23 protein-coding genes are annotated in these 23,058 nt (G+C 70.3%); 19 read left to right on the top strand and 4 right to left on the bottom strand.

The window, feature by feature from the left end; genetic code table 11:
- Positions 1-117: 117 nt before the first annotated feature.
- From AC07CM_RS24335 to AC07CM_RS24380, 10 genes are all read left to right on the top strand, one after another.
- Positions 118-762: an HAD family hydrolase gene (locus AC07CM_RS24335; protein WP_478878566.1), complete on the top strand. Its 645-nt coding sequence runs from the start codon at positions 118-120 to the stop codon at positions 760-762.
- Between the two features lie 92 nt (positions 763-854).
- Entirely contained in the window at positions 855-1,613 is a 759-nt protein-coding gene (locus tag AC07CM_RS24340; RefSeq protein WP_478878567.1) for a VC0807 family protein, read from the top strand.
- 66 nt (positions 1,614-1,679) lie between these two features.
- Positions 1,680-2,891, top strand: a complete 1,212-nt coding sequence (locus AC07CM_RS24345; protein ID WP_478878568.1) for an MFS transporter — start codon at positions 1,680-1,682, stop codon at positions 2,889-2,891.
- Positions 2,842-4,014 carry an acetoin utilization protein AcuC gene (locus tag AC07CM_RS24350; RefSeq protein WP_478878569.1) on the top strand — a complete coding sequence of 391 codons (1,173 nt, stop codon included), beginning with the start codon at positions 2,842-2,844 and terminating at the stop codon, positions 4,012-4,014. The genes AC07CM_RS24345 and AC07CM_RS24350 overlap by 50 nt, the downstream gene beginning before the upstream one ends.
- 219 nt (positions 4,015-4,233) lie before the next feature.
- Positions 4,234-5,049 carry a phosphatase gene (locus AC07CM_RS24355; protein ID WP_478878570.1) on the top strand — a complete coding sequence of 272 codons (816 nt, stop codon included), beginning with the start codon at positions 4,234-4,236 and terminating at the stop codon, positions 5,047-5,049.
- A gap of 130 nt (positions 5,050-5,179) precedes the next feature.
- Positions 5,180-5,392 carry a helix-turn-helix domain-containing protein gene (locus AC07CM_RS24360; protein WP_004984898.1) on the top strand — a complete coding sequence of 71 codons (213 nt, stop codon included), beginning with the start codon at positions 5,180-5,182 and terminating at the stop codon, positions 5,390-5,392.
- A gap of 132 nt (positions 5,393-5,524) precedes the next feature.
- Positions 5,525-5,623 carry a 30S ribosomal protein bS22 gene (locus tag AC07CM_RS24365; RefSeq protein ID WP_003948845.1) on the top strand — a complete coding sequence of 33 codons (99 nt, stop codon included), beginning with the start codon at positions 5,525-5,527 and terminating at the stop codon, positions 5,621-5,623.
- 241 nt (positions 5,624-5,864) lie between these two features.
- Positions 5,865-6,926, top strand: coding sequence for an NAD-dependent epimerase/dehydratase family protein (locus AC07CM_RS24370; protein WP_478878571.1), 1,062 nt, complete (start codon positions 5,865-5,867; stop codon positions 6,924-6,926).
- Positions 6,927-6,940: 14 nt separating this feature from the next.
- The gene (locus AC07CM_RS24375) at positions 6,941-7,999 is read left to right on the top strand and encodes a lysophospholipid acyltransferase family protein (protein ID WP_478878572.1); all 1,059 of its coding nucleotides are present in this window, start codon (positions 6,941-6,943) and stop codon (positions 7,997-7,999) included.
- A gap of 11 nt (positions 8,000-8,010) precedes the next feature.
- The gene (locus AC07CM_RS24380) at positions 8,011-8,274 is read left to right on the top strand and encodes a hypothetical protein (protein ID WP_478878573.1); all 264 of its coding nucleotides are present in this window, start codon (positions 8,011-8,013) and stop codon (positions 8,272-8,274) included.
- 113 nt (positions 8,275-8,387) lie between these two features.
- Here the strand turns inward: AC07CM_RS24380 and AC07CM_RS24385 are convergent, their stop codons facing one another.
- From AC07CM_RS24385 to AC07CM_RS24395, 3 genes are all read right to left on the bottom strand, one after another.
- Positions 8,388-9,614 (bottom strand): DUF5667 domain-containing protein, encoded by a 1,227-nt coding sequence (locus AC07CM_RS24385; protein WP_478878574.1) that lies wholly within the window; start codon positions 9,612-9,614, stop codon positions 8,388-8,390.
- A 252-nt stretch (positions 9,615-9,866) separates the two neighbouring features.
- Positions 9,867-10,646 carry an ECF subfamily RNA polymerase sigma factor, BldN family gene (locus AC07CM_RS24390; protein WP_478878575.1) on the bottom strand — a complete coding sequence of 260 codons (780 nt, stop codon included), beginning with the start codon at positions 10,644-10,646 and terminating at the stop codon, positions 9,867-9,869.
- A 282-nt stretch (positions 10,647-10,928) separates the two neighbouring features.
- Positions 10,929-11,867 (bottom strand): HAD family hydrolase, encoded by a 939-nt coding sequence (locus AC07CM_RS24395; RefSeq protein ID WP_478878576.1) that lies wholly within the window; start codon positions 11,865-11,867, stop codon positions 10,929-10,931.
- Between the two features lie 94 nt (positions 11,868-11,961).
- On the opposite strand from AC07CM_RS24395, the gene AC07CM_RS24400 reads away from it, so the two are divergent.
- From AC07CM_RS24400 to AC07CM_RS24435, 8 genes are all read left to right on the top strand, one after another.
- Entirely contained in the window at positions 11,962-12,243 is a 282-nt protein-coding gene (locus AC07CM_RS24400; RefSeq protein WP_478878577.1) for a glutaredoxin family protein, read from the top strand.
- A 246-nt stretch (positions 12,244-12,489) separates the two neighbouring features.
- Complete coding sequence (locus AC07CM_RS24405; RefSeq protein WP_478878578.1) at positions 12,490-13,245, top strand: redox-sensing transcriptional repressor Rex; 756 nt, start codon at positions 12,490-12,492, stop codon at positions 13,243-13,245.
- Positions 13,242-14,933, top strand: a complete 1,692-nt coding sequence (locus AC07CM_RS24410; protein ID WP_478878579.1) for a glutamyl-tRNA reductase — start codon at positions 13,242-13,244, stop codon at positions 14,931-14,933. The genes AC07CM_RS24405 and AC07CM_RS24410 overlap by 4 nt, the downstream gene beginning before the upstream one ends.
- Complete coding sequence (gene hemC / locus AC07CM_RS24415; protein ID WP_478878580.1) at positions 14,930-15,889, top strand: hydroxymethylbilane synthase; 960 nt, start codon at positions 14,930-14,932, stop codon at positions 15,887-15,889. Before AC07CM_RS24410 ends, hemC begins: the two co-directional genes overlap by 4 nt.
- Positions 15,886-17,595 (top strand): bifunctional uroporphyrinogen-III C-methyltransferase/uroporphyrinogen-III synthase, encoded by a 1,710-nt coding sequence (locus tag AC07CM_RS24420; RefSeq protein ID WP_478878581.1) that lies wholly within the window; start codon positions 15,886-15,888, stop codon positions 17,593-17,595. The genes hemC and AC07CM_RS24420 overlap by 4 nt, the downstream gene beginning before the upstream one ends.
- Before the next feature lie 647 nt (positions 17,596-18,242).
- On the top strand, positions 18,243-19,127 hold the full coding sequence (locus AC07CM_RS24425) for a DNA-processing protein DprA (RefSeq protein WP_478878582.1): 885 nt from the start codon (positions 18,243-18,245) through the stop codon (positions 19,125-19,127).
- Between the two features lie 13 nt (positions 19,128-19,140).
- Entirely contained in the window at positions 19,141-19,890 is a 750-nt protein-coding gene (locus AC07CM_RS24430; RefSeq protein ID WP_478878583.1) for a hypothetical protein, read from the top strand.
- A gap of 160 nt (positions 19,891-20,050) precedes the next feature.
- A complete protein-coding gene (locus AC07CM_RS24435; RefSeq protein WP_478878584.1) occupies positions 20,051-20,731 on the top strand; it encodes a hypothetical protein in 681 nt (226 codons plus the stop codon).
- 45 nt (positions 20,732-20,776) lie between these two features.
- On the opposite strand, the gene AC07CM_RS24440 is transcribed toward AC07CM_RS24435, so the two are convergent.
- The gene (locus AC07CM_RS24440; RefSeq protein WP_478878585.1) at positions 20,777-21,769 is read right to left on the bottom strand and encodes a phospholipase D-like domain-containing protein; all 993 of its coding nucleotides are present in this window, start codon (positions 21,767-21,769) and stop codon (positions 20,777-20,779) included.
- 195 nt (positions 21,770-21,964) lie between these two features.
- Here AC07CM_RS24440 and hemB point away from each other — a divergent pair, with 195 nt between their 5' ends.
- Positions 21,965-22,957, top strand: a complete 993-nt coding sequence (hemB, locus tag AC07CM_RS24445; RefSeq protein WP_478878586.1) for a porphobilinogen synthase — start codon at positions 21,965-21,967, stop codon at positions 22,955-22,957.
- Positions 22,958-23,058 lie beyond the last annotated feature (101 nt).

Here is a 23,058-nt window from a genome sequence, read left to right on the forward strand (position 1 = left end):
TGGTACTGCAGGGGGGACCCTGTGGGAGAGTAGGACGCCGCCGAACAATCTTTGGGAAAACCCCCGCATCGAAAGATGCGGGGGTTTTCTGCGTTACGGGTCCTTTAGGGTCTAGGCATGCGATACGACCTCATCATCTTCGACAACGACGGTGTCCTCGTGGACAGCGAGCCGATCTCCAACCGGCACCTGGCCGCCTATCTGACCGAGCTGGGGCACCCGACGTCGTACGAGGACTCCATCCGGGACTACATGGGGTCGGCGATGCACCGGATCCACGACCTGGTGCTGGAGCGGACGGGGCAGCGACTGCCGGACGACTTCGACGATGTCTTCCATGCGCGTGTGTTCGCCGCCTTCGAGCGGGAGTTGAAGCCCGTGGCAGGCGCCGACGGCGTGCTGGAGAAGTTGGCCGCCGACGGGGTGCCGTACTGCGTGGCCTCCTCCGGGAGCCATGAGCGGATCCGGGTGGGGCACCGGACGACCGGACTCGACCGGTGGTTCGAGGAGGAGAGGATCTTCAGCTCGCAGGATGTGGGGCGCGGCAAGCCGGCACCCGACCTCTTCCTCTTCGCGGCCGAACGGATGGGTGCCGCTCCGGAGCGCTGCCTGGTCGTGGAGGACTCACCGCTCGGTGTGCAGGCGGCCGTGGCGGCCGGGATGGACGTGTACGGGTTCACCGCGATGACACCGGCCGCACGGCTCGCCGGGGCGAACCAACTGTTCTCCAGCATGGGGGAGTTGGCTGACCTGCTGGTGTGACGCGGTCATCGCTGAAGGCCTGACATTTGTCATGCGGACCTCCGGACGATCGTTTCTACTGGCGGTCCCCTACCAGCGGCGAAGCTGGGGGCATGACGAAGAACACGGGGGCCCAGGGCCGGAGCAACGACCAGAAGCAGAACCCGAGTGTGCTGGACAACTTCAAGCCGCTGCTCGTGGACGTGGCGGTGCCGCTCGGCTCGTACTACCTCCTCAAGGAGGCCTTCGGGATGAGCACCTTCGCGGCGCTCGCCTGGAGCAGCGTCGTGCCGGGCGTGCGCACCGCGTGGAGCCTGGTCAAGGAGCGGCGGACCAATGCGCTGGCCGGCCTCATCCTGGTGGTCAACGTCGTCTCGCTGCTGCTGAGTTTCGTCTCCGGTGACCCGCGGCTGATGCTCGCCAAGGACAGCGGGATCAGCAGCACGGTCGCCCTCGGGATCCTGCTCTCCGTCAAGCTCGGCAAGCCGATGATGACCGCCGGTATGAAGCCCTTCCTCATCAAGGGCGACGCGGCGAAGGAGGCAGCCTGGCAGCGGTTGATGTCCGGCGAGGCGGCCGGGTCCGTGGCCTTCCGGCGGAAGGAGAAGGTGTTCTCCGTCGTCTGGGGTGTGGCGCTGTTCGCCGAGTGTGTCGCGCGGGTGGTGGGCGCGTACACCATCCCCGTGGACACCATGGTGTGGCTCGGCACGGTCGTCATGATCGGCACGATCGCGGTCGCCATGGTGGTCAGCGGTGGCCTGGCCAGCGCGCCGATGGAGGGGATGCTGGCCGCAGAGGTCGAGGCCGGTGCCGGCGCCGACCAGGCCGGGCAGCCCGAGGTCGCCGTCGCCGCCGGAGTCTCCACTCGGTGAAGCTGAGGGAAATTCATCTTTGGCTGGATCTACCCACAGGTAGCCCGGGGCCCTACGCTCGCCGCCATGACTGATGTGCTGCGGCGCGGTAGGGCCTCGCTGGCGTTCAGCTTCTTCGCCCAGGGCGTCACCTTCGCCCTGCTCGTGACGCGCATCCCGGCCATCCAGGACCGGTACGGCATCTCCGACGCGCTGCTGCCGGTCTTCCTGGCCGCCGTGCCGATCCTCGCCGGTGTCGGCAGCGTGACGACCGAGCAGCTGGTGAAGCGGGTCCGGCCCAGTCGGCTGCTGCGCTGGTCCCAGCCGGTGGTGCTGCTGGCGCTGCTCGGCGTCGGGGCCGGTGGGGTGATGGCCGAGCTGGGCCTCGCCCTGGCCGCGTTCGGGCTGGCCGTGGGGGCGCTGGACGCCTCCATGAACATGCTCGGGGTCAGCCTCCAGCGGTCGTACGGGCGCAGCATCATGCTCAGCTTCCACGCCGTCTACAGCCTGGGCGGGATCGTGGGGGCCTCGCTCGCCTGGGTCGGGGCGCACTGGCATCTCGCGCTGTGGGTGTCGTACCTGCCGGTGGTGGCCGCGCTGCTGCCGGCCACGCTGGTGGGGAGCCGGTGGTACGTCGACGGGGAGCCGGCGCCGGTGGAGGAGCGGGCCGGCCAGGGCGGGAACGTCGTCTTCAGGGTGCTGCTGCCGCTGTGTCTGGTGATGACCTTCGCCTACATCGGGGACTCGACCGTCTCCAACTGGAGCGCCAAATACCTGAAGGACGTGCTCGGCAGCTCGGAGCAGCTGGCGACGGTGCCGTACAACGTGTACATGGTGACCACGCTGGTGGGGAGGGCCATCGGGGACTTCGGGGTCCGGCGGCTCGGGGCGGCCACGGTCGTACGGCTCGGGACGCTGGTGGCGGCCGGGGGGTTCGCGGTGGTGTCCGTGGCGCCGGACGCGTGGGTGGGCATGCTCGGGTTCACCCTGCTGGGTCTGGGGCTGTGTGTGCTGGTGCCCCAGACCTTCGCGGCGGCGGGCCGGCTGTTCCCGGGGGGCTCGGACGCGGCGATCGCCCGGCTCAACATCTTCAACTACGTCGGTTTCCTGATCGGTTCGCCGTTGGTGGGTGCGCTCGGGGACGCGTGGAGCTATCGGGGCGCCATGCTGGTGCCAATGGTGTTGGTGCTGGTGACGTTGGTGCACGCCAGGTCGTTCGCCGCTCAACCGGACCGATACGGTGGCGGGCATGAGCGGCCGCGCACAGCTGATGTGGGACGAGGCAGTAACGGGCTATGACTTCGGACCGGACCATCCGATGGATCCGGTCCGGCTGGAGCTGACCCGGAAGCTGGTGGGTGCCTTCGGGCTCGACCGGGAGATGGCGGTGGTCGCCGCGAAACCGGCCGGGGAGTCGACGCTGCGGCTCGTCCACCGGGAGGACTACATCCGGGCCGTGAAGGCCGCGTCGGCGGATCCGGATTCGGCTGCCGGCGCCTACGGGCTCGGGACGCTGGACGATCCCGCCTTCGCCGGGATGCACGAGGTGTCCGCGCTGATCGCGGGGCAGTCGGTGGGAGCGGCGGAGGCGGTGTGGCGTGGCGAGGCCGATCATGCCGTGAACTTCGCGGGCGGGCTGCACCATGCGATGCCCGGCGGCGCTTCGGGGTTCTGTGTCTACAACGACGCCGCCCTGGCCATCGCGCGGCTGCTGGAGCTGGGGGCCGAGCGGGTCGCGTACGTGGACGTGGACGTGCATCACGGGGACGGGGTGCAGGCGGCGTTCTGGGAGGATCCGCGGGTTCTGACGATCTCGCTGCACGAGCACCCGCGTACGTTGTTCCCGCAGACCGGGTGGCCGCAGGAGACCGGGGCCGGGGCGGGCGAGGGGGCGGCCGTGAACGTGGCGCTGCCGGCCGGGACCGGGGACGCGGGGTGGCTGCGGGCGTTCCACGCGGTGGTGCCGGAGCTGCTCGGGGACTTCCGGCCGCAGGTGCTGGTGTCGCAGCACGGGGCGGACACGCACTTCGAGGATCCGCTCGCGCATCTCGCCGTTTCGCTGGATGCTCAGCGGGCTGTGCAGGTGGCGTGTCACGAGCTGGCGCACGAGTACGCGGGCGGGAAGTGGGTCGCGTTGGGGGGCGGCGGGTACGCGGTGGTGGAAGTGGTGCCGCGGTCGTGGACGCATCTGGTGGGGATCGCCGCGGGGCGGGAGGTCGCTCCCGAGACGATGATCCCCGAGGAGTGGCGGCAGCAGGTGTTCGCTCGGACCCGGCAGTTCGCTCCGATGCGGATGACCGATGGGCGGTGGCCGGTGTCGTTCGCCTCCTGGGAGGCGGGGTACGACCCCGCTGATCGCTTGGATCAGGCTGTACTGGCCACTCGGCGGGCTGCGTTTCCGCTGCGGGGGCTGTTGGCGTGAGCGGGGCTGCGCCGCTCTTGGGGCCTGTTTGCCACGCACCCGTCGGTCTCGGGTGAGCGGCCAGGGGCTCCACCCTCTGGACCCCCGTTTCCCACTCACGCACCCGTCTCGGTCGGCTGACACGGGCGGGCCCAGGTCGAGAAGTTGGCGTTGGGCCAACCGTGCGATGTTCTTTCGTTCCTGCTGCGGGGTCGTCCGCAATGGGTCACCATCGCATTCGTGTTGACCGCCGATGCTCTTCGTGTGCATCTGCTGGCTGCCCGGCTGGCCGGGGAGGTGGCGACCTCTCGGGAGGACAGTCTTCGTAGTTATCGGCTGTTCGCGGCCCGGGATCCACGGGTGTTGCTCGGGGTCGACCCCGAAGGGGAGTGGGGACAGCGTGAGTTGCTGGACCTCATGGCGGCCAAGTGTGGCGTTTCGGCCGATCCTCTGCACACCTCCGGCCCGGATGTGATCGACCCGGAGCGGACGCTGGCCGCGCTGGACGCCTTCGCCGAGCGGATCCGGAATGCCGCCCTGCGTGGGGCGCCCGTGCTGCTGGGGACCGGGCATCCGCATCGGCTCCTCGGTTTCTACGGTGGCCTGGCGGACGCGCTGTCGGCAGTGGGGTGTGAGGTGCTCACCCCGGCGCAGGGTCGCTCTGTCGACATATTGACCCGGTTCGGTCTACGCACGTATCGCCTGGACTACGTACGAGGTGTTGCCCTGGTGCGGGAACCGGAGGTCGAGCGCCCCGGTTGTGAGCCGGGTGCCCACTGCCACTCGCCGCTCCCGGTTCGGGTCGCCCTGGCGGCCGCGGCCGACGCCGGCGGGCCGTTGCCCGAGCTGGTGATCGGTGACCACGGCTGGGTCTGCGGTGCAGGTCAGCTGGGGTTCGAGGCGATCGGCCTCGCGGACACGGACGATCCCGCGCTGTTCGTCGGGGAGGCGGAGGGGGTCGTGGCCGTCGCCGTTCCGGTTGATGACGCCGTGCCGTCTGTTTACTACCGGCCGCTCACCCGCTACGTACTCAATCGAGCGTGTCTGTCACAGTAGGCCGCCGTTGGGTGCACCTCTTCCCCACTCGCACCACCCGCCCCTAGTCTGGGGAGTGAGCACGCAACGACGAAGAGTCACCGGAAGGGGAAGCCGGTGGCCCGTCGAGTGCGGAAGGTTCAGGTGTGTCATGGCTGCAGCTGGCGAGAGGCCTCTGAACGAGGTTCAGTTCCTTACCGTGGCGGAGGTCGCCTCGGTGATGCGAGTGTCGAAGATGACCGTGTACCGGCTGGTGCACAGCGGTCATCTGCCCGCGATCCGGGTGGGGCGGTCCTTCCGCGTCCCGGAGCAAGCGGTACACGAGTACCTCCGCGAGAGTTATGTGGGGGTGGAGACGGCCTGACGGCCTTCCGGGAAACCCCTGGGAGCACCTCGATTACGACCTCAGCGCTCGGACGGGTAGGCTGGCCCCTCGTAGGTCGTATGGGCCCATGGCGCCCAAACACCGAGTGATGAGAAGTGAGCGAGGGTAGTCGTGGGCTCTGTTATCAAGAAGCGGCGCAAGCGGATGGCCAAGAAGAAGCACCGCAAGCTGCTCAAGCGCACGCGCGTTCAGCGCCGTAACAAGAAGTAAGCGGCGCCGCGAGAGCGTGTCCTGTGGCCCCCCGTCCGCGAGGATGGGGGGCCACAGGCATGTCCGCGGGTGGATTCCACGGGAGCCCCGGTGGCATGGGCATATTCCAACTGGTGAATTTCCGTCACCTCATGCATCGGGTGGTCATCACAGCGCAACATCGACCCGCTAAGTTGGCCGCACACGGGGAACGCGGGCTGGGACCAGGTTTCGCACGAGATCGGGAAGGAAGGCGCTGATCTTGGGGAAGGTCGTGCTCGTCACCGGAGTGGCCCGGCAGCTGGGCGGCCGGTTCGTGCGGCGGATCCAGCGTGACCCCGAGGTGGACCGGGTGATCGCCGTGGACGCGCTGCCGCCGGCGCACCACCTGGGCGGGGCCGACTTCATCCAGGCCGACATCAGGCAGCCCACCATCGCCCGGGTGCTCGCCGAGACGGGCGCCGACACGGTCGTCCACATGGATGTCACGGGCACCGCGCTGGGCGGCGGCAGCCGGGCCACGGTCAAGGAGACCAACGTCATCGGCACCATGCAGCTGCTCGGTGCCTGCCAGAAGTCGCCGACCGTGCAGCGGCTGGTGGTGAAGTCCAGTACGAACGTCTACGGTTCAGCGCCGCGGGATCCCGCCGTGTTCACCGAGACGACCCCCGCCAAGTCGCTGCCCAGCGGCGGGTTCGCGAAGGACGCGGTGGAGGTCGAGGGGTACGTGCGCGGGTTCGCCCGGCGGCGGCCGGACGTCGCCGTGTGCGTGCTGCGCTTCGCCAACATCCTGGGTCCGAGCGCGGACACCCCGCTCGCCTCGTACTTCGCGCTGCCCGTCCTGCCGACCGTGTTCGGCTACGACCCGCGGCTGCAGTTCGTGCACGAGGACGACGTCATCGAGGTGCTGCGGATCGCCTCCCACGAGCCACGCCGGGGCACCCTCAACAGCGGCACCTTCAACATCGCGGGCGACGGCGTGCTGCTGCTCTCCCAGTGCTCCAGGCGCCTGGGCCGCCCCATCGTGCCGCTGCTGCTGCCCGCGGTCACCTGGGCGGGCTCACTGGTGCGTACGCTGGGGATGACGGACTTCTCGCCGGAGCAGATCCGGCTGCTGACGCACGGCCGGGTGGTGGCCACCGACCAGATGCGCGAGACGCTGGGATTCTCGCCCAAGTACACGACGGCGGAGACGTTCGCGGACTTCGCGCGCGGCCAGGGACCCGGGCTGCTGCCGCCGGAGGCCCTCGCGGGGGCCGTCGACCGGATCGCCGCGCTTGCCGCGAAGGGCAGCGGGCACCTCCCCACGCAGAGCGCCAACTGAGGAGCGCAGCAACGATGGCGGACGCCAAGGTCATTCCTTTCGACGACGACCGGTCCCGGGGGAGCGCCGCCCAGCGGCCGTCGCGGCGCCGCGGCGCGGGGAGCAGGCGCGGCGCGGCCGGCGAGGCCGTGCCGGTCCGCGAGGTCCAGCCCCTGCCCACCAGGGCCGTCCCGCAGGATGATGAGCCCGTGATCAGGGAGGAACAGCAGCCGGCGAAGCCGCACGACGGCGGCGGCGGGCTCGAGCGCCGTATCGCGAGCGGCCTGTCGTTCCTGCGCCGCCGGCTCACCGGGGACTACGAGGTCGACGACTTCGGCTACGACGAGGAGCTGACCGACCAGGTCCTGATGTCGCTGCTGCGGCCGGTGTACGAGAAGTACTTCCGGGTCGAGGTGAAGGGCATCGAGAACATCCCGGCCGAGGGCGGGGCGCTGATCGTCGCCAACCACTCCGGGACGCTGCCGCTGGACGGCCTGATGATGCAGGTCGCCGTGCACGACCACCACCCGGCCGACCGGCATCTGCGGCTGCTCGCGGCCGACCTGGTCTTCGTGCTGCCGGTGGTCAACGAGCTGGCCCGCAAGCTGGGGCACACCCTCGCCTGCGCCGAGGACGCCGAACGGCTGCTGGGACAGGGCGAACTGGTCGGGGTGATGCCGGAGGGCTTCAAGGGCATCGGCAAGCCCTTCGGCGAGCGCTACAAGCTCCAGCGGTTCGGTCGGGGCGGTTTCGTCTCCACGGCGCTGCGTCAGGGGGTGCCGATCATCCCGTGCTCGATCGTCGGGGCCGAGGAGATCTACCCGATGATCGGCAACGCCAAGACGCTCGCGCGGGTGCTGGGGTTCCCGTACTTCCCGCTGACGCCGACGTTCCCGTGGCTGGGGCCGCTCGGGGCGATTCCGCTTCCGACCAAGTGGACGATCCAGTTCGGCGAGCCGATCCCCACGGACGGCTATCCGCCGGAGGCGGCCGAGGACCCGATGCTGATGTTCAACCTGACCGACCAGGTACGGGAGCAGATCCAGCACACGCTGTACAAACTGCTGGTGCAGCGGCGGTCGGTGTTCTTCTGAATCGTGCCGGGGTGGTGGAGTCGGCGGACGGAGTCCGGCGCAGCCGTGCGAAGCCCGCGGAGCGGCGCGAGGGCGGCGATGTGGAGGGGACGCTCGCGCGGGTGCCGGGGTTCCCGTACTTCCCGCTGACGCCGACGTTCCCGTGGCTGGGGCCGCTCGGGGCGATTCCGCTTCCGACCAAGTGGACGATCCAGTTCGGCGAGCCGATCCCCACGGACGACTGTCCGCCGGAGGCGGCCGAGCTGCTGGTGCAGCGGCGGTCGGTGTTCTTCTGACGGACCTCTGGCGGACGCGTCGGGGGCGCCCGCAAGGTCGGCGGGTTCGGAGATACGGCGACGTGGGCGCCCCTGCTCGGAAAGGGGCGCCCCCGTCGTGGTGTCCGTAGGCGTCAGTCGGTGTTCTCGCTGTCGATGCCCAGGCCGGGCAGGAGACCCGGGAGGAGCGGCGGGAGCGTGACGTCCGGCGCGCTCGTCGGGAGCTTCGGCACGGCCGGGGCGCCGCTGTCCGAACCGGTCTTCGGCGGGTCGAGCAGACCGCCCGTGTCGCCTCCGATCAGGCCGCCGCCGCTGTCGCCGGTGGCCGAGCCACTGGGGCTGCCGGAGCTCGCGTGCTTGCCGGCGGACGGCGTGTTGCCCGAGCTGGGCGCGGTCGAGCGGTGAGCGCCGGAGGAGCCGGTGGATGTCGAGCCGGAGCCCTGCCGGGAGCCTCCGCCGGACTGCGCGGGAGCCTGCGGCAGCTGGGACCGCAGCGGGGCGACCTCGTCGTCTATGGCGTCGAACACCGACGAGACCTGCTGTTTGACATCCCCCAGCTGCATGGGCAGCCGGTTGCTCAGGGCGCTCCAGGCCTCGCGGTGCGACTGGGAGAAGGTGGAGAGGGCCTGGATGGGGCCCAGGGACTCGGGGTCGCGCTCATAGGCCGCGTGCAGCAGGCGGTGGCCTTCGGTCACGTCGTGCTGCATGCCGGACAGGGTGCGGCGGATCTCGCCGATGGACTCGTGGTCGAGCTGGCCGCCGCGGTCGCGCTCCATCAGCCGCCGTGCCTCGTTCAGCCGGGTGGAGGCCTGGTCGAGGTATGTCTGGCCGCGCTCGTCGTCCCCGTCGCTCATGTAGTTGAGCCTGAAGTCCTCGATGCCGCGTTTGAGGCCGTACAGCGAGTCGCCGGGCAGCGCGTCGGAACTCGCGGCGGCGACTCCGCCGAAGGCCCCGGCGGCGACACCGACGCTGAGCCCGCCCGCGGCGAGCCCCTTGGTCAGCCTCGAACGCGGTCGGAGTTTGCCCAGCGGGCTCGCCCTGTGCGCACCCCGGCTCCGGGAACGCTGGCCGGGCACCGACGCATCCGCCGCCCCGGTTCCCTCCTGGAGCATGGCCTCCATCGCGGCCACCAGCTGGGCGCGATGGACGACCTTGACCTCCGGGTCGAGCTGCGGCCTGGGCAGCGCGCCGAGACCCGCCGCGAGGGCCAACAGCTCGCCCCGCTCGGAATGCTCCTCGGTCGTCGGCGGCGAAGCCGCCTGTGCTGCGGACTGCTCGGCCGCCGTGTCCCGGTCGGACTGCTCCTCCAGGGCCTGGGCGAAGGCGTTCGCCCGCCGGTGCGCCGATACGTTCGCGATCACTGGCGGCACCTCCTCTCGTCATGACGGTCGACTCCCCAGGGGGTCCTGAGGGTTGCACGCCCACGAGCACTTCCCACGATCGAGTGATGAGGGTCGGCCAGGACGTGACCACAGGGAGCCTGTATCCCGCACAACGAGCGGCTCGGCACTTGGGTTACGGACGGCGGATGATCGGATCGGGAAAGCAACGGGCTTTCACTGAGCGTTAGTTGGGTGTTGCTCAGAGTGCCGACGCGGGTGGGCGTCGGCCGGTCAGCGGACGTCGTCCGGCAGCAGCCGGGCGAGCGTGCGCACCGCCCGGTACTGGAGGGTCTTGATGGCGCCCTCGTTCTTGCCCATCACCCGGGCGGTCTCGGCGACCGAGAGGCCCTGGAGGAAGCGGAGCGTCACGCACTCCTGCTGCTGGGGGTTGAGCCGGCGTACGGCGTCCAGCAGCGCGGCGTTGGAGAGGGACTCCAGGACGGAGTCCTCCGGGGAGCGCTCCACCTCGTTGGCGTCGAGCATCTCGCCGGTGGTGACCTCGAGACGGAACCGGCTGGACTTGAAGTGGTCGGCGACCAGGTTCCGGGCGATCGTCACCAGCCAGGCACCGAAGTCGCGGCCCTGCCAGGTGAAGGTCCCGATCCTGCGGAGCGCCCGCAGAAAGGTCTCACTCGTCAGGTCCTCGGCGGTCGCCTTGCCGCCCACCCGGTAGTAGATGTAGCGGTACACCGTGTCGCTGTACTGGTCGTAGAGCCGGCCGAAGGCCTCGGCCTCCCCCGCCTGGGCGCGCTCCACGAGGTCCATCATCCGGGCGCTGTCGCTGTCGGCAGCCGGGCGGCGGGTGCCGGCCGTGCCCGTGGAACGGCCTCGTCTGCCGACCGCGGCGCTGCCCTCGGCCAGTGCGTAGCACGGGCCGAGGGGCGCGGCGGCGGCGAAGGCGGGGACGGCGTACGCGGTGGGGACGAAGCCGCGCAGCGTCGCTTTGAACGTTGCGACTGCTGTGCGCAGCGTAGCCAGGCCCGAGGCGTCAACCCCGACGTGTGGGTACACGGGACTCCCAGAGGCAGAGCTTCCATCACGTGCAGTACGGAACCTTTCACCCGTCGTAGCGACGGAGGGGTACCGGTTTGCGTCTGAGGAGAATAACGCTTCGTGCAGGCCCTGCTACACCGAGTTGCTCAAATCGCCGATTGCGTCGCTTCTGTAGCCGAATGACGCCCTATCAAGTTCCGCAGAATGATCGGTTGTTGACCGGAAAAGGACGCGTTTCGGCGAAGTGGGGGGCGTGTTGGGGGAAGGGAGGCATAATCCGGCGGCAGGGGACAGATGCCCTCACCGACGGCGGCGGCTCAGCGCGATCGCCGCCGCAGTGCCGCCGGCGACGGCGCCGACGCCGGCCGCGGCGGGGATGCCGACCTTGGCCGCCTTGCGGCCGGTGCGGTAGTCCCGCAGGCGCCAGTCCTTCTCGCGGGCGTGCTTGCGCAGCTTCGCGTCGGGGTTGATGGCGTAGGGGTGGCCCACCAGGGAGAGCATGGGGATGTCGTTGTGGCTGTCGCTGTAGGCGGCGCAGCGGGAGAGGTCGAGGCCCTCCGCGGCGGCCAGGGCGCGCACCGCCTCCGCCTTCGCGGGGCCGTGCAGGGGCTCGCCGACCAGCTTGCCCGTGTAGACGCCGTCGACCGACTCCGCCACCGTGCCGAGCGCGCCGGTCAGGCCGAGGCGGCGGGAGATCACCTGGGCGATCTCCACGGGGGCCGCCGTGACCAGCCACACCTTCTGGCCCGCGTCGAGGTGGGCCTGGGCGAGGGCACGGGTGCCCGGCCAGATCCGGTCGGCCATGTACTCGTCGTAGATCTCCTCGCCGATCGTCTCCAGCTCGGCCACGCGGTGGCCCTTGACGATGGAGAGGGCCGAGTCCCGGGCGTCCTGCATGTGCTCGGGGTCCTCGACGCCGGCCAGCCGGAACCAGGCCTGCTGCCAGGCGAACTTGGCGAGGTCGCGCGTCTCGAAGAACTTCCGCTTGTACAGGCCCCGCCCGAAGTGGAACAGCGCGGCACCCTGCATCACGGTGTTGTCGAGGTCGAAGAAGGCGGCGGCCTTGTCGTCGCCGAGCACGGGGAACTCCGGTTCCCGCTCGGCGGCCTGCGCAGCCTCCTGTGCCTCCTGCGCCTCCTGCGAGGACTTGCGGGCAGCCTCTGCCGAGGCCTCGCCTGCCAACACGCTCCGCGCCGTGGCGGAGCGCCTACGGGGAGTGAGCCATCCGAGAGCGGCCATGGCGTGAGCATAGCCAGTTTGTTCGGTGGTTCCGGAGTCGAGAGGTTTGAAGGGTGTGAACTCTCCGCGACCGCGTCGTTAAAGAGGCGCGAGAATGGCCGGCATGAGTCCCCTCTTCCGGCGTAAGGCCGCCCCTCGGGAGCGGTTGGTCACCCTCATCCGCAAGCCCGGCTGTCATCTGTGCGACGACGCGCAGGCCGTGATCGAGAAGGTCTGCGGCGAACTCGGCGTCCCCTGGGAGCGCAAGGACATCACCGAGGACCAGCAGCTGCACGACCAGTACTGGGAGCAGATCCCCGTCGTCCTCGTGGACGGGCTGCAGCACACCTTCTGGCGGGTGGACGAGGCCCGTCTCCGCAAGGAACTGACCGAGTAGTACAAGAGTCCGCCGGAGGTCGCTTAGGATCGACGGCGGACTGGTCTCGGGGGCGGGATGTGCGAGGAGTGTGTCGTTTTGTCCCTACGGGGAACGTCCGGGAATGCACGCGTGACCCCGGTCACGTTGGCCGGGCAAATCGGACACCATCTTTGTGCACGCGTTCACAAAGACATAGCCTGCTGTCGACGGGGCGGTCCGGGAACGTATGACCGCCTGCAGCCCCGCTCTACCCGCAGGAGCACCGTGGCAACTGGCCGAACACACCGACCGGCGACCCGTAGCCGAGGGATTCCCGAGGCCACCGTCGCCCGCCTTCCGCTGTACCTCCGAGCCCTGACCGCGCTGTCGGAGCGCTCGGTACCCACGGTCTCCTCCGAGGAGCTGGCCGCGGCGGCGGGGGTCAACTCCGCCAAGCTGCGCAAGGACTTCTCGTACCTGGGCTCCTACGGAACGCGCGGTGTCGGCTACGACGTGGAGTATCTCGTCTACCAGATCTCCCGTGAACTCGGTCTCACCCAGGACTGGCCGGTTGTCATCGTCGGTATCGGTAACCTCGGCGCCGCCCTGGCCAACTACGGCGGGTTCGCCTCCCGTGGCTTCCGTGTGGCGGCCCTCATAGACGCCGACCCGGCGATGGCCGGCAAGCCCGTCGCCGGTATCCCGGTGCAGCACACCGACGACCTCGAGAAGATCATCAAGGACAACGGCGTCTCGATCGGTGTGATCGCGACCCCCGCCGGTGCCGCCCAGCAGGTCTGCGACCGGCTCGTGGCCGCCGGTGTGACCTCCATCCTGAACTTCGCGCCCACCGTGCTGTCCGTTCCGGACGGCGTCGACGTGCGCAAGGTCGACCTCTCCATCGAGCTGCAGATCCTCGCCTTCCACGAGCAGCGCAAGGCCGGCGAGGAGAGCGAGGGGACGGTTCCGCCCGTCGCCGCTCACCAGGAGTCCGGCGAGCAGGGACCCGACGGGGACGTACCCGCCGTGATGCCGGCATGAGTCTCCTCGTCGTGGGACTGAGTCACCGCAGCGCCCCGGTCAGCGTGCTGGAGCGGGCCGCGCTGAGCGCGGACGCCCAGAACAAGCTGCTCCAGGACACGGTCGCCGCCGAGCCGGCCACCGAGGCCGCGGTACTCGCCACCTGCAACCGCATCGAGCTGTACGCCGACGTGGACAAGTTCCACGCCGGTGTCGCCGAGCTGTCCACCCTGCTCGCCCAGCACAGCGGGGTCGGCCTCGAGGAGCTGACTCCCTACCTCTACGTGCACTACGAGGACCGGGCCGTCCACCACCTGTTCTCGGTGGCCTGCGGGCTGGACTCGATGGTCGTCGGCGAGGGGCAGATCCTCGGGCAGATAAAGGACTCCCTGGCCCGCGGCCAGGAGCTGCACACCGCGGGCAAGCTGCTGAACGACCTGTTCCAGCAGGCCCTGCGGGTCGGCAAGCGCGCCCACTCCGAGACCGGTATCGACCGGGCCGGGCAGTCCCTGGTCACCTTCGGCCTGGAACAGCTGGCCGCGGGCGGCGACGTCCGGACATGGGCGGCGGGCCGGAAGGCGCTGGTCATCGGCGCCGGCTCGATGTCCTCGCTGGCCGCCGCCACCCTCACGCGGGCCGGCGTCACCGAGGTCGTCGTCGCCAACCGCACCTTCGAGCGGGCGGAACGGCTCGCCCAGATCCTGACCGAGGGCGACGACACGGACGTGGCCGCCCGCGCGGTACCGATGGACGCGGTGCCGGGCGAGCTGACACGTGCCGATGTCGTCGTCTCCTGTACCGGGGCGACGGGTCTGGTGCTCACGGCGGAGGCGGTCGCACAGGCGGTCGAGGCCCGCACCGGGCAGCCCGTCGCCGACCCCGGCACCACGGACACGCAGCCCGCGGCCCCGTTGCCGCCCACCAGCGTCGGCAACGAGGAGAACTGCCCGCTGGACCTGGCCGCCGTGCAGGGCGCGACCGGCTTCTCCGTGCTCGGTGAGGCCGCCGTGGCCGGCATGGACGCGGCCACCCTGGAACAGCACGCGGCCTGGGTGGACAACGGCACCCTGGACCGTCGCGCCCGGCGCAGCCCCGAGGCCGACGCCGAGCTGATCGCCGCGCTCGCCGCGACCGCCGCCTCGGTCGGCCGCATCCCCGAGCGCCGCAGGCCCGAGCCGCTGGCCGGGATCCCGCGCCCGGCGCCCGCCGTGTTCCTGCTCGACCTCGCCATGCCCCGCGACATCGACGCGGCCGTGCACCGGCTGGCCGGTGTGCGCCTGGTGGACATCGAGTCCCTGGCCGAGGCCTCCGCCGACGCGCCGATGGCGGCCGACGTGGACCAGGTCCGGCGTATCGTCTCCGACGAGGTCGCGGCCTTCGGCGCGGCACAGCGGGCGGCGCACATCACGCCGACCGTGGTCGCGCTGCGCACCATGGCCGCCGACGTCGTCGCCAGTGAGATCGCGCGGCTCGACGGCCGCCTGCCCGACCTGGACGAACGCCAGCGCGGCGAGATCCGGCAGGCCGTGCACCGGGTCGTCGACAAGCTGCTGCACGCGCCGACCGTACGGGTCAAGCAGCTCGCGGCCGAGCCCGGCGGCGCCGGGTACGCGGACGCGTTGCGCACCCTCTTCGACCTCGACCCCGAGACGGTGGCCGCCGTCTCCCGGGCCGGCGACAGCACAGACAAGAAGGACCGACCGGCATGACTGAGAAGGCACTGAGACTGGGGACCAGGCGGAGCAAGCTCGCCATGGCCCAGTCCGGGCAGGTGGCGGAGGCCGTGAGCCGGGTGACCGGCCGGCCCGTCGAGCTGGTCGAGATCACCACGTACGGCGATGTCTCCCGCGAGGCGCTCGCGCAGATCGGCGGCACCGGTGTGTTCGTCACGGCGCTGCGCGACGCGCTGCTGAGGGGCGAGGTGGACTTCGCGGTTCATTCGCTCAAGGACCTGCCGACCACGCAGCCCGAGGAACTCGTCCTGGCCGCCGTACCGGTGCGCGAGGACCCGCGGGACGTGATCGTCACCCGGGACGCGCTGAAGTTCACGGACCTGCCGCGGGGCGCCCGCATCGGTACGGGTTCGCCGCGCCGCATGGCGCAGCTGAACGCGTATGCGCGCGCCCACGGGCTGGACATAGCGACCGTCCCGATCCGGGGCAACGTCGACACCCGCATCCGGTACGTCCGCGACGGTGAGCTGGACGCGGTCGTCCTGGCCGCCGCCGGGCTGAACCGGATGGGCCGGATCGACGAGGTCACCGACTTCCTGTCGGTCGACACGGTTCTGCCCGCTCCCGGCCAGGGAGCACTGGCGATCGAGTGTGCCGCGGGCAACGCGGACCTGATCGCGGCGCTCGGCGAGCTCGACGACCCGTTCACGCGGGCCGCCGTGACCGCCGAACGGTCACTGCTCGCCGCCCTGGAGGCCGGCTGCAGCGCCCCTGTGGGCGCGCTGGCCGACTTGCTGGCCGACGGGCAGTTTGTCAAGGAAATGCGCCTGCGGGGCGTCGTCGGCACGACCGACGGCACCCGTACGGTGCAGCTGTCCACCACCGGTCCCGTGCCCCAGACGCACGACCAGGCGATGGCACTCGGTCGCGAACTCGCCACCGAGATGCTCGCCCAGGGCGCGGCCGGTCTGATGGGGGAGCGAGCACATTGAGCCCCACCACCCTTCCCGCCGGTCCGGAACACGGGCACGTCACCTTCCTGGGTGCCGGACCCGGAGATCCGGGGCTGCTGACTCTGCGCGCCGTGGAGGCGCTGTCGAGCGCGGACGTCCTGGTCGCCGAGCACGACGTGCTCGACGTGATCCGGACGCACGCCCGGCAGGGCGTCTCCATCGTGCGGACGGACGTCGATCCCTCCTCGGTCTCGCCGCCGGGCACGGGCGCGCCGCAGCTCACGGTCGTTGACGGCACGTCAACAACCGCTGCGGTCCCGACCCCTGCCCGGGATGCCGCTCATCTTGTCATGGAGGCCGCGCGGGGCGGCAGGCGGGTCGTCCGTGCGGTGTCCGGGGACCCGGGACTTGATACGTACGCGGCCGAGGAAATGCTCGCCTGCGCCGCCGCCGGTGTGCCCTTCGAGGTCGTGCCGGGTGTGGCGACCGCGGTCGGCGTGCCCGCGTACGCCGGTGTGCCGCTGCGGGACGCCGAGGGCGCGGACGTCCGCTTCGTGGACGCCCGTACCGCCTCCGACCGCTGCTGGACGGAGGTGGGCGCCTCGGACGGCACGGTGGTCGTCTCGACGACGCTGGACTCGGTCGCGGCCGCGGCCGGCGAGCTGGTGTCGGCGGGCCGCAAGCCGGACACCCCGCTGACCGTCACCATCGCAGGTACGACGACCCGGCAGCGGACCTGGACGGCGACGCTCGGCACGGTCGCGCAGACGCTGAAGCAGGCGAAGGTGCTGCCGTCGCCCGATGGCGGCCGGCCGGTCATAGCCGTGGTCGGTGAGCGTTCGACCGCCGCGCGGCGCGACCAGTTGTCGTGGTTCGAGTCCAAGCCGCTGTTCGGCTGGAAGGTGCTCGTGCCGCGTACGAAGGAGCAGGCGGCCTCGCTCTCCGACCAGCTGCGGTCCTACGGTGCCGTGCCGCACGAGGTTCCGACGATCGCGGTGGAGCCCCCGCGCACGCCCCAGCAGATGGAACGTGCCGTCAAGGGCCTCGTGACGGGCCGCTACGAGTGGATCGCCTTCACGTCGGTCAACGCGGTGAAGGCGGTACGGGAGAAGTTCGAGGAGTACGGCCTCGACGCTCGGGCTTTCGCGGGTATCAAGGTGGCTGCGGTGGGCGAGCAGACCGCTAAGGCGCTGATCGCGTTCGGTGTGAAGCCGGACCTGATGCCGAGCGGAGAGCAGTCCGCGGCGGGCCTCCTGGAGGACTGGCCGCCGTACGACCCGGTCTTCGACCCGATCGACCGGGTGTTCCTGCCGCGCGCCGACATCGCCACCGAGACTCTCGTCGCCGGGCTCATCGAGCTGGGCTGGGAGGTCGACGACGTCACGGCGTACCGGACGGTCCGCGCCTCGCCGCCGCCGGCGGAGACGCGTGAGGCCATCAAGGGCGGTGGCTTCGACGCGGTGCTGTTCACGTCGTCCTCGACTGTCCGGAACCTGGTGGGTATCGCGGGCAAGCCGCACAACGTGACGGTGATCGCGTGCATCGGGCCGGCCACGGCGAAGACGGCCGAGGAGCACGGTCTGCGGGTGGACGTGATGGCCCCGGAGCCGTCGGTGCACAAGCTGGCGGAGGCCCTGGCGGACTTCGGTCTGAAGCGGCGGGCCGCGGCGCTGGAGGCGGGCGACCCGGTGACCCGGCCGAGCGAGCGCCGGCCTGGTGCCCGTAGGCGCCGGTCTACGACGTGAGGTACGGCGGAGTGCTCCTGAGCGGGGCACTCCGCCGCCGTCGTTCCCGGGGGAACTCGATCCGGCCGGCGCGTCGGCGCACTTCGCACCGGAGCCGGCAAGCGCGTGATCCCGTGGTGCCGCGTCCGGGACTTCGGGGTGTAACCAAACCCCGCGTAGGTCACTCGCGCGGGTGAAACGGGCTGGTCGGGCTGGCGCGGTGGCCACTCGGGCGTGCAGTCTCGCCCCGGGGCAATTGCCTCCGTCACAACTCCACGAGCCACACCTGCATCGGCCCCCGCCGGGACGGCAATCCCAGTGCGAGGGCCTGACCAGCGAGGAAGAAAGCCCTTCCCCATGGCTGAGAAGAAGCCTAACGCTGCCCCGTGCCCGATTCGGAACCATCGGCGCTCCACCACCCACCCCGGTGTCATCCACGTACGCACGTACCAGTCCAGCCAGTACGCGGGCGCGGCAGCAGAACGAGGCCACCGCTACCGGCATCACGACAGAGCCGTTGTCCCCTCTCCGACCACCGGGGTGAAGGCCGGAGCCACCCGTCGGATGGTGCCGGGCGAGGGTGTGTGCGTCGCATGAGCCGGCTGTGCCGGCCCGTGGGCCTTGCGCAAGCCGCCCGCGTCAGGGGGAGCCGTTCCTATACTTGCGGCATGGACCAGGAGTTGGAGCGCGCCGCCCTCGTCGCGCTGCTGCGGCGCGGTGATCGCCCCTGGTCCGAGGTCACCGACCAGGTGGAGACGGTCGGAAGCGCCCGGGATGTCCTCGAAAGCTCACTCGAGCTCTCGGGACAGGGAGCGCTCTTCGACACCGGGCCCTCCGTCGATCTGGAGAAGGTCGCGGCGGAGATCGCTGCCTGGGAGCGTGAGGGCATGCGGCTGGTCACGATCCTCGATCCTGACTATCCGCTCTACCTGAGGCTGGTCCATCAGCGTCCCCCTCTGCTCTTCCTCCGGGGGACGACGGCCGATGAGGACCTGCGTGTCGCTGTCGTCGGCACCCGCACGCCTACTCCGGAGGGCGTCGCCCACGCCCGTGCGATTGCGGGTGGGCTTGCCGAGCGCGGTGTCACAGTCGTCAGCGGGCTGGCCGCAGGCATCGACGCGGCCGCGCACGGCAGCGCTCTGGCTGCCGGTGGCCGAACTGTCGCCGTGATCGGCACCGGTCTGCGTCGTGTCTACCCGGCTCAGCACGCGGGGCTCCAGGAGGAGATCGCCGAGAAGGGGCTGCTGATCTCGCAGTTCTGGCCAGACGCTCCTCCCTCGAAGACGTCCTTTCCCATGCGCAACGCGGTGATGAGCGGTTACAGCCTGGCCACCGTCGTGATCGAGGCCGCCTACCGCAGCGGCGCCCGGATGCAGGCTCGACTCGCGTTGGAGCACGGCCGCCGGGTGTTCCTCATGCGCTCTCTGATGACTCACGAATGGGCCCGGGAGTACGCCACCAGGCCCAACACGACTGTCATCGACGGCCCGGAGGACGTCTTCCGCCACCTCGACTCCCTCGTCCCCACCACGGGCGAGCTGACCTGGGCCTAGTCGGCGGATCGGCGTGGCAACCGTCGTCGGGCTGTCTGCCCGCTACGCAAACTTCCTGGTCCATCCGCTGCTGCCCGGCCCGGGCGTGTGTCAGGTCTGCCGAGGGCCCGCCAAGGTCGGGTATCGAACCTGTCTGCGGTGCAACGAGGCCGCCAAGCTGCTCGGGGCGGGAACGGCCGACGCCGTCGTTCCTGTCAGCCTGGCCCTCAAGGGCGAGCAGTTGGCCAACGAGCTCTGGCGCTACAAGAACGCAGTGGGCCCTCAGCAGCAGTACTTCCGTACGGGGCTGGCAGCCGTCCTGTGGCGTTTCCTGGCCATGCACGAGGAGTGCATCAGGACTCACTGTGCAGTGCCCGCCTTCGACATCGTGACCACGGTGCCCAGCACCAGCGGGCGTGCGGATCATCCCCTGCGTGCCATGGTCGCCGAAATGGCCGGGGCCACCCGGGACCGCCATCGTGACCTGCTCGCACCGACACCGGAGGCGGCCGACCTGGGCCGGGCGGTCTCCTCCAGGCGCTATGCATCAGCTGCGCTCCGGGGTGAAAGCGTCCTGCTCATCGACGACACCTGGGCCACGGGCAACCATGCGCAGTCCGCGGCCGCCGCGCTGAAAGCGGCCGGAGCCGGCAGCGTGGCCGTCGTGGTTCTCGGGCGCCATCTCAACATCGACTACGGAAACACGGCCGAGCACGTCGCGCAGGCGCGATTACGCCGCTTCTCCTGGGACACCTGCCCACTGCGTTCCTGGGGCCATGCCTGACCGGGGATGGCGGGGCGTCTGTGGGTGACCGAATCGCTCTCCTGGTCACCGTGTGCCTGCGATGCTGATCGGCATGGGTGAGGGAAATCGGGGGCGGCGCGAGGGCCCGGCCCGCTGGTTACGGCGTCGTGTCGTCGCGTCGGTGTTGACGTGCGTTGGGGTGGGCACCGCTGTCCTGCATGTGCTGGCACCTGGCCTCGAGATCGACGGCGTCACGGTGATGCTGCTCGCGGTGGCCGTGGTGCCGTGGCTCGGGGAGTTGTTCCGCAGCATCGAGGTGTCGGGTCTCGGCAGGATCGAGTTCCGGGACATCGAACGCCGGATCGAGGCCGTCGAGCGGACGGCGAACGTGGCTCTCGTCGCGGACGGTCCGGAGGGCGCGGCCGTGGACGACACCGAAGCCCGGGACGCGGTCAGGGAGTTGGCCGCCGAGTACGTGAATGTACGTCTTGAACTGGCCGCCGGCCGAGCGCGGACCCACCGGATGGACCAGATTTTCGCCCGTCTGGTGCGTGCGACCCAGCGTGTGCGGGACTTCGACGCCGAGGCGTTGCTCGGCTGCCCGGACGCCGGCCTGCGCCTGGCCGCCTACGCACGCCTGTACGCGCTGTCCGAGCCGGAGGCGCTGGAGGCGCTGGTCGACGCGGTGACCGGCGAACCACTTCCCTTCAATCAGTACTGGGGGCTGCAGGCCCTGGGGAGAGCCGTGGAGGACGTGGGAGCGGAACGTGTTCCGTTCGACGTGGTGCGCCGCTTGGAGGACTGCCGTTCCCGGTTGCGACATGCCCCCGACCGGGTCGAGCTGATCGACCGTATTCTCGCCGACCTCGACGAACGCTGAGCGGCAGGCGGGTGCGAGGCGCAGCCCGCCTGCCGCATGTGCCGGTCAGGTCGCAGTCCCGCCCGCGTAGTCGCCGGCGAACGTCGCCTCGATCGTCTGGGCCACCGGCTGGGCCACGCCCGTGCCGGTCAGGATCAGGCCCAGTTCCCTGTTGTTGCTCAGGGAGTTGCTGCTGATGTTCATGGAGCCTGCCTCGACCTCCTGGGTGGAGAGGCCGTAGTCGGCGACCATCGCCTTGGCGTGGATGTAGAAGCCGTTGGGGTCGGAGTAGCCGACGACCTTGCCGCCCGCCGCCTTGATGGCGGAGACCTGACTGGAGTAGCTGGACGGGTTCTCCAGGACCACGCGGACCGTCACGCCCGCCTTGGCCCGGGCCACGATGGCGTTGACCACCGTGCTGTCGCTCAGCTCCAGTTCCTCGACGTCGAGGCTCTTGGTGGCCGCGTTGACGAAGGACACCAGGCGGTTGCGGGAGTCGGTGGGGGACCAGAGCAGGTGGTCCCCGTCGGTGGGGGTGATCGAGGTCGCGGTGTAGTCCGCGTTGAAGACCTTCTCGATCGAGGCGACATCACGGGTGTCGTCGTCGAAGACGCCGTAGTCGCGACTGGTCGTGTAGTACTGCGAGGTCAGGTTGCCGGTCATGATCAGGGACTTGGTGCCGTCGACCGTGATCGTCTTCTGGTGGGTGTAGACGAAGGCGGAGGAGGACCAGACGACGCCCACGCCCGCGTTCTTCAGGGACGTGTACGCCGAGTTGTCGGCGCTCTGGTGCTGGCGGTCCAGGATCACCCGGACCGTGACGCCCTTGTCCTTCAGGGCTATGAGGTCGTTGACGGCGGTCGTGTCCTCCAGCTCGTACATCGTCATGTCGAGCGTGCTGGTGGCCGAGTTGACGAAGTCGTAGACGGTGGGCTGGCTGCCGCTCCGGGCGAAGGCGAACGCCGAGTAGCTCGCGGCGTTCGCGGGGACGGCGCCGGCGACGACGGCGGCGCCGGCGACCAGGGCGACGCCCGCCCGGCCGAGGACCTTCCACAGCATGCGTGACTCCTAGGTGAGCTCACGGGGGAGGGGTGGCGCGGGCATGACACCACGCGCGTAGAACGCTGGGGAGGCTTGCGGTTCCAGGGACGGCCAGGGGAGCGCAAAAACTTCGTATGCGGGTGCCGTCATGCCCCTTTTGGGCCGACAGGACGTCGGCAAAGGCGTGGGCCCGGCGGGCGTAGCGTAGGGGACATGACGAAGTACGGATCCTTTCCCGGTACGCGTCCTCGGCGGCTGCGGACCTCGCCCGTCATGCGGCGGATGGTCGCCGAGACGCGACTGCACCCCGCCGACTTCATCCTCCCGGCGTTCATCCGGGAGGGCGTCAGCGAGCCCGTGCCGATCGGGGCCATGCCCGGTGTCGTCCAGCACACCCGGGACAGCCTGAAGAAGGCCGCCGCGGAGGCGGTGGAGGCCGGGGTCTCCGGGATCATGCTGTTCGGCGTGCCGGAGGAGTCCAAGAAGGACGCCCAGGGCACGGTCGGTACCGACCCGGACGGGATCCTGCAGGTCGCACTGCGCGATGTGCGGGCCGAGGTCGGGGACGACCTGCTCGTCATGTCGGACCTTTGCCTGGACGAGTTCACCGACCACGGGCACTGCGGGGTGCTGGACGCCGAGGGGCGCGTCGACAACGACGCCACCCTGGAGCGTTACGCCGAGATGGCCCAGGTGCAGGCCGACGCCGGTGCCCATGTGGTCGGCCCGAGCGGCATGATGGACGGCCAGATCGGCGTCGTCCGTGACGCGCTCGACCAGATCGGCCGCGAGGACGTCGCGATCCTCGCCTACACCGCCAAGTACTCCTCCGCCTTCTACGGCCCCTTCCGCGAGGCCGTCGCCTCCTCGCTGCAGGGCGACCGGAAGACCTACCAGCAGGACCCCGCCAACTGGCGCGAGTCCCTGCGTGAGTTGGAGCTGGACCTGGCCGAGGGCGCCGACATGGTGATGGTCAAGCCTGCCGGACCGTACCTGGACGTCCTCGCGCGGGTCGCGGACGCCGTGGACGTCCCCGTGGCCGCCTACCAGATCTCCGGCGAGTACTCGATGATCGAGGCCGCCGCCGAGAAGGGCTGGTTGGACCGCGACCGGGCCATCTTCGAGGCCCTGACCGGCATCAAGCGGGCCGGCGCGCGCAACATCCTCACCTACTGGGCGACCGAAGTGGCGCAGAAGCTGCGCTGAGGGGCACGGTTGGAGATCGTTCCGGCACCGAAACGGTGGCGGAACGGCCTCGTTGTGCTCTCGATTGGGCAGCGGAACGGACTCGTTTTCGGGAACGGGCG

This window comes from Streptomyces sp. NPDC044061, from assembly GCF_056434305.1.

Coding starts and splice junctions, on each gene's coding strand:
- AC07CM_RS24335 (WP_478878566.1), top strand. CDS start 118: ATGCGATACGACCTCATCATCTTCGACAACGACGGTGTCCTCGTGGAC.
- AC07CM_RS24340 (WP_478878567.1), top strand. CDS start 855: ATGACGAAGAACACGGGGGCCCAGGGCCGGAGCAACGACCAGAAGCAG.
- AC07CM_RS24345 (WP_478878568.1), top strand. CDS start 1,680: ATGACTGATGTGCTGCGGCGCGGTAGGGCCTCGCTGGCGTTCAGCTTC.
- AC07CM_RS24350 (WP_478878569.1), top strand. CDS start 2,842: ATGAGCGGCCGCGCACAGCTGATGTGGGACGAGGCAGTAACGGGCTAT.
- AC07CM_RS24360 (WP_004984898.1), top strand. CDS start 5,180: ATGGCTGCAGCTGGCGAGAGGCCTCTGAACGAGGTTCAGTTCCTTACC.
- AC07CM_RS24375 (WP_478878572.1), top strand. CDS start 6,941: ATGGCGGACGCCAAGGTCATTCCTTTCGACGACGACCGGTCCCGGGGG.
- AC07CM_RS24395 (WP_478878576.1), bottom strand. CDS start 11,867: ATGGCCGCTCTCGGATGGCTCACTCCCCGTAGGCGCTCCGCCACGGCG.
- AC07CM_RS24400 (WP_478878577.1), top strand. CDS start 11,962: ATGGCCGGCATGAGTCCCCTCTTCCGGCGTAAGGCCGCCCCTCGGGAG.
- AC07CM_RS24410 (WP_478878579.1), top strand. CDS start 13,242: ATGAGTCTCCTCGTCGTGGGACTGAGTCACCGCAGCGCCCCGGTCAGC.
- hemC (WP_478878580.1), top strand. CDS start 14,930: ATGACTGAGAAGGCACTGAGACTGGGGACCAGGCGGAGCAAGCTCGCC.
- AC07CM_RS24425 (WP_478878582.1), top strand. CDS start 18,243: ATGGACCAGGAGTTGGAGCGCGCCGCCCTCGTCGCGCTGCTGCGGCGC.
- AC07CM_RS24440 (WP_478878585.1), bottom strand. CDS start 21,769: ATGCTGTGGAAGGTCCTCGGCCGGGCGGGCGTCGCCCTGGTCGCCGGC.
- hemB (WP_478878586.1), top strand. CDS start 21,965: ATGACGAAGTACGGATCCTTTCCCGGTACGCGTCCTCGGCGGCTGCGG.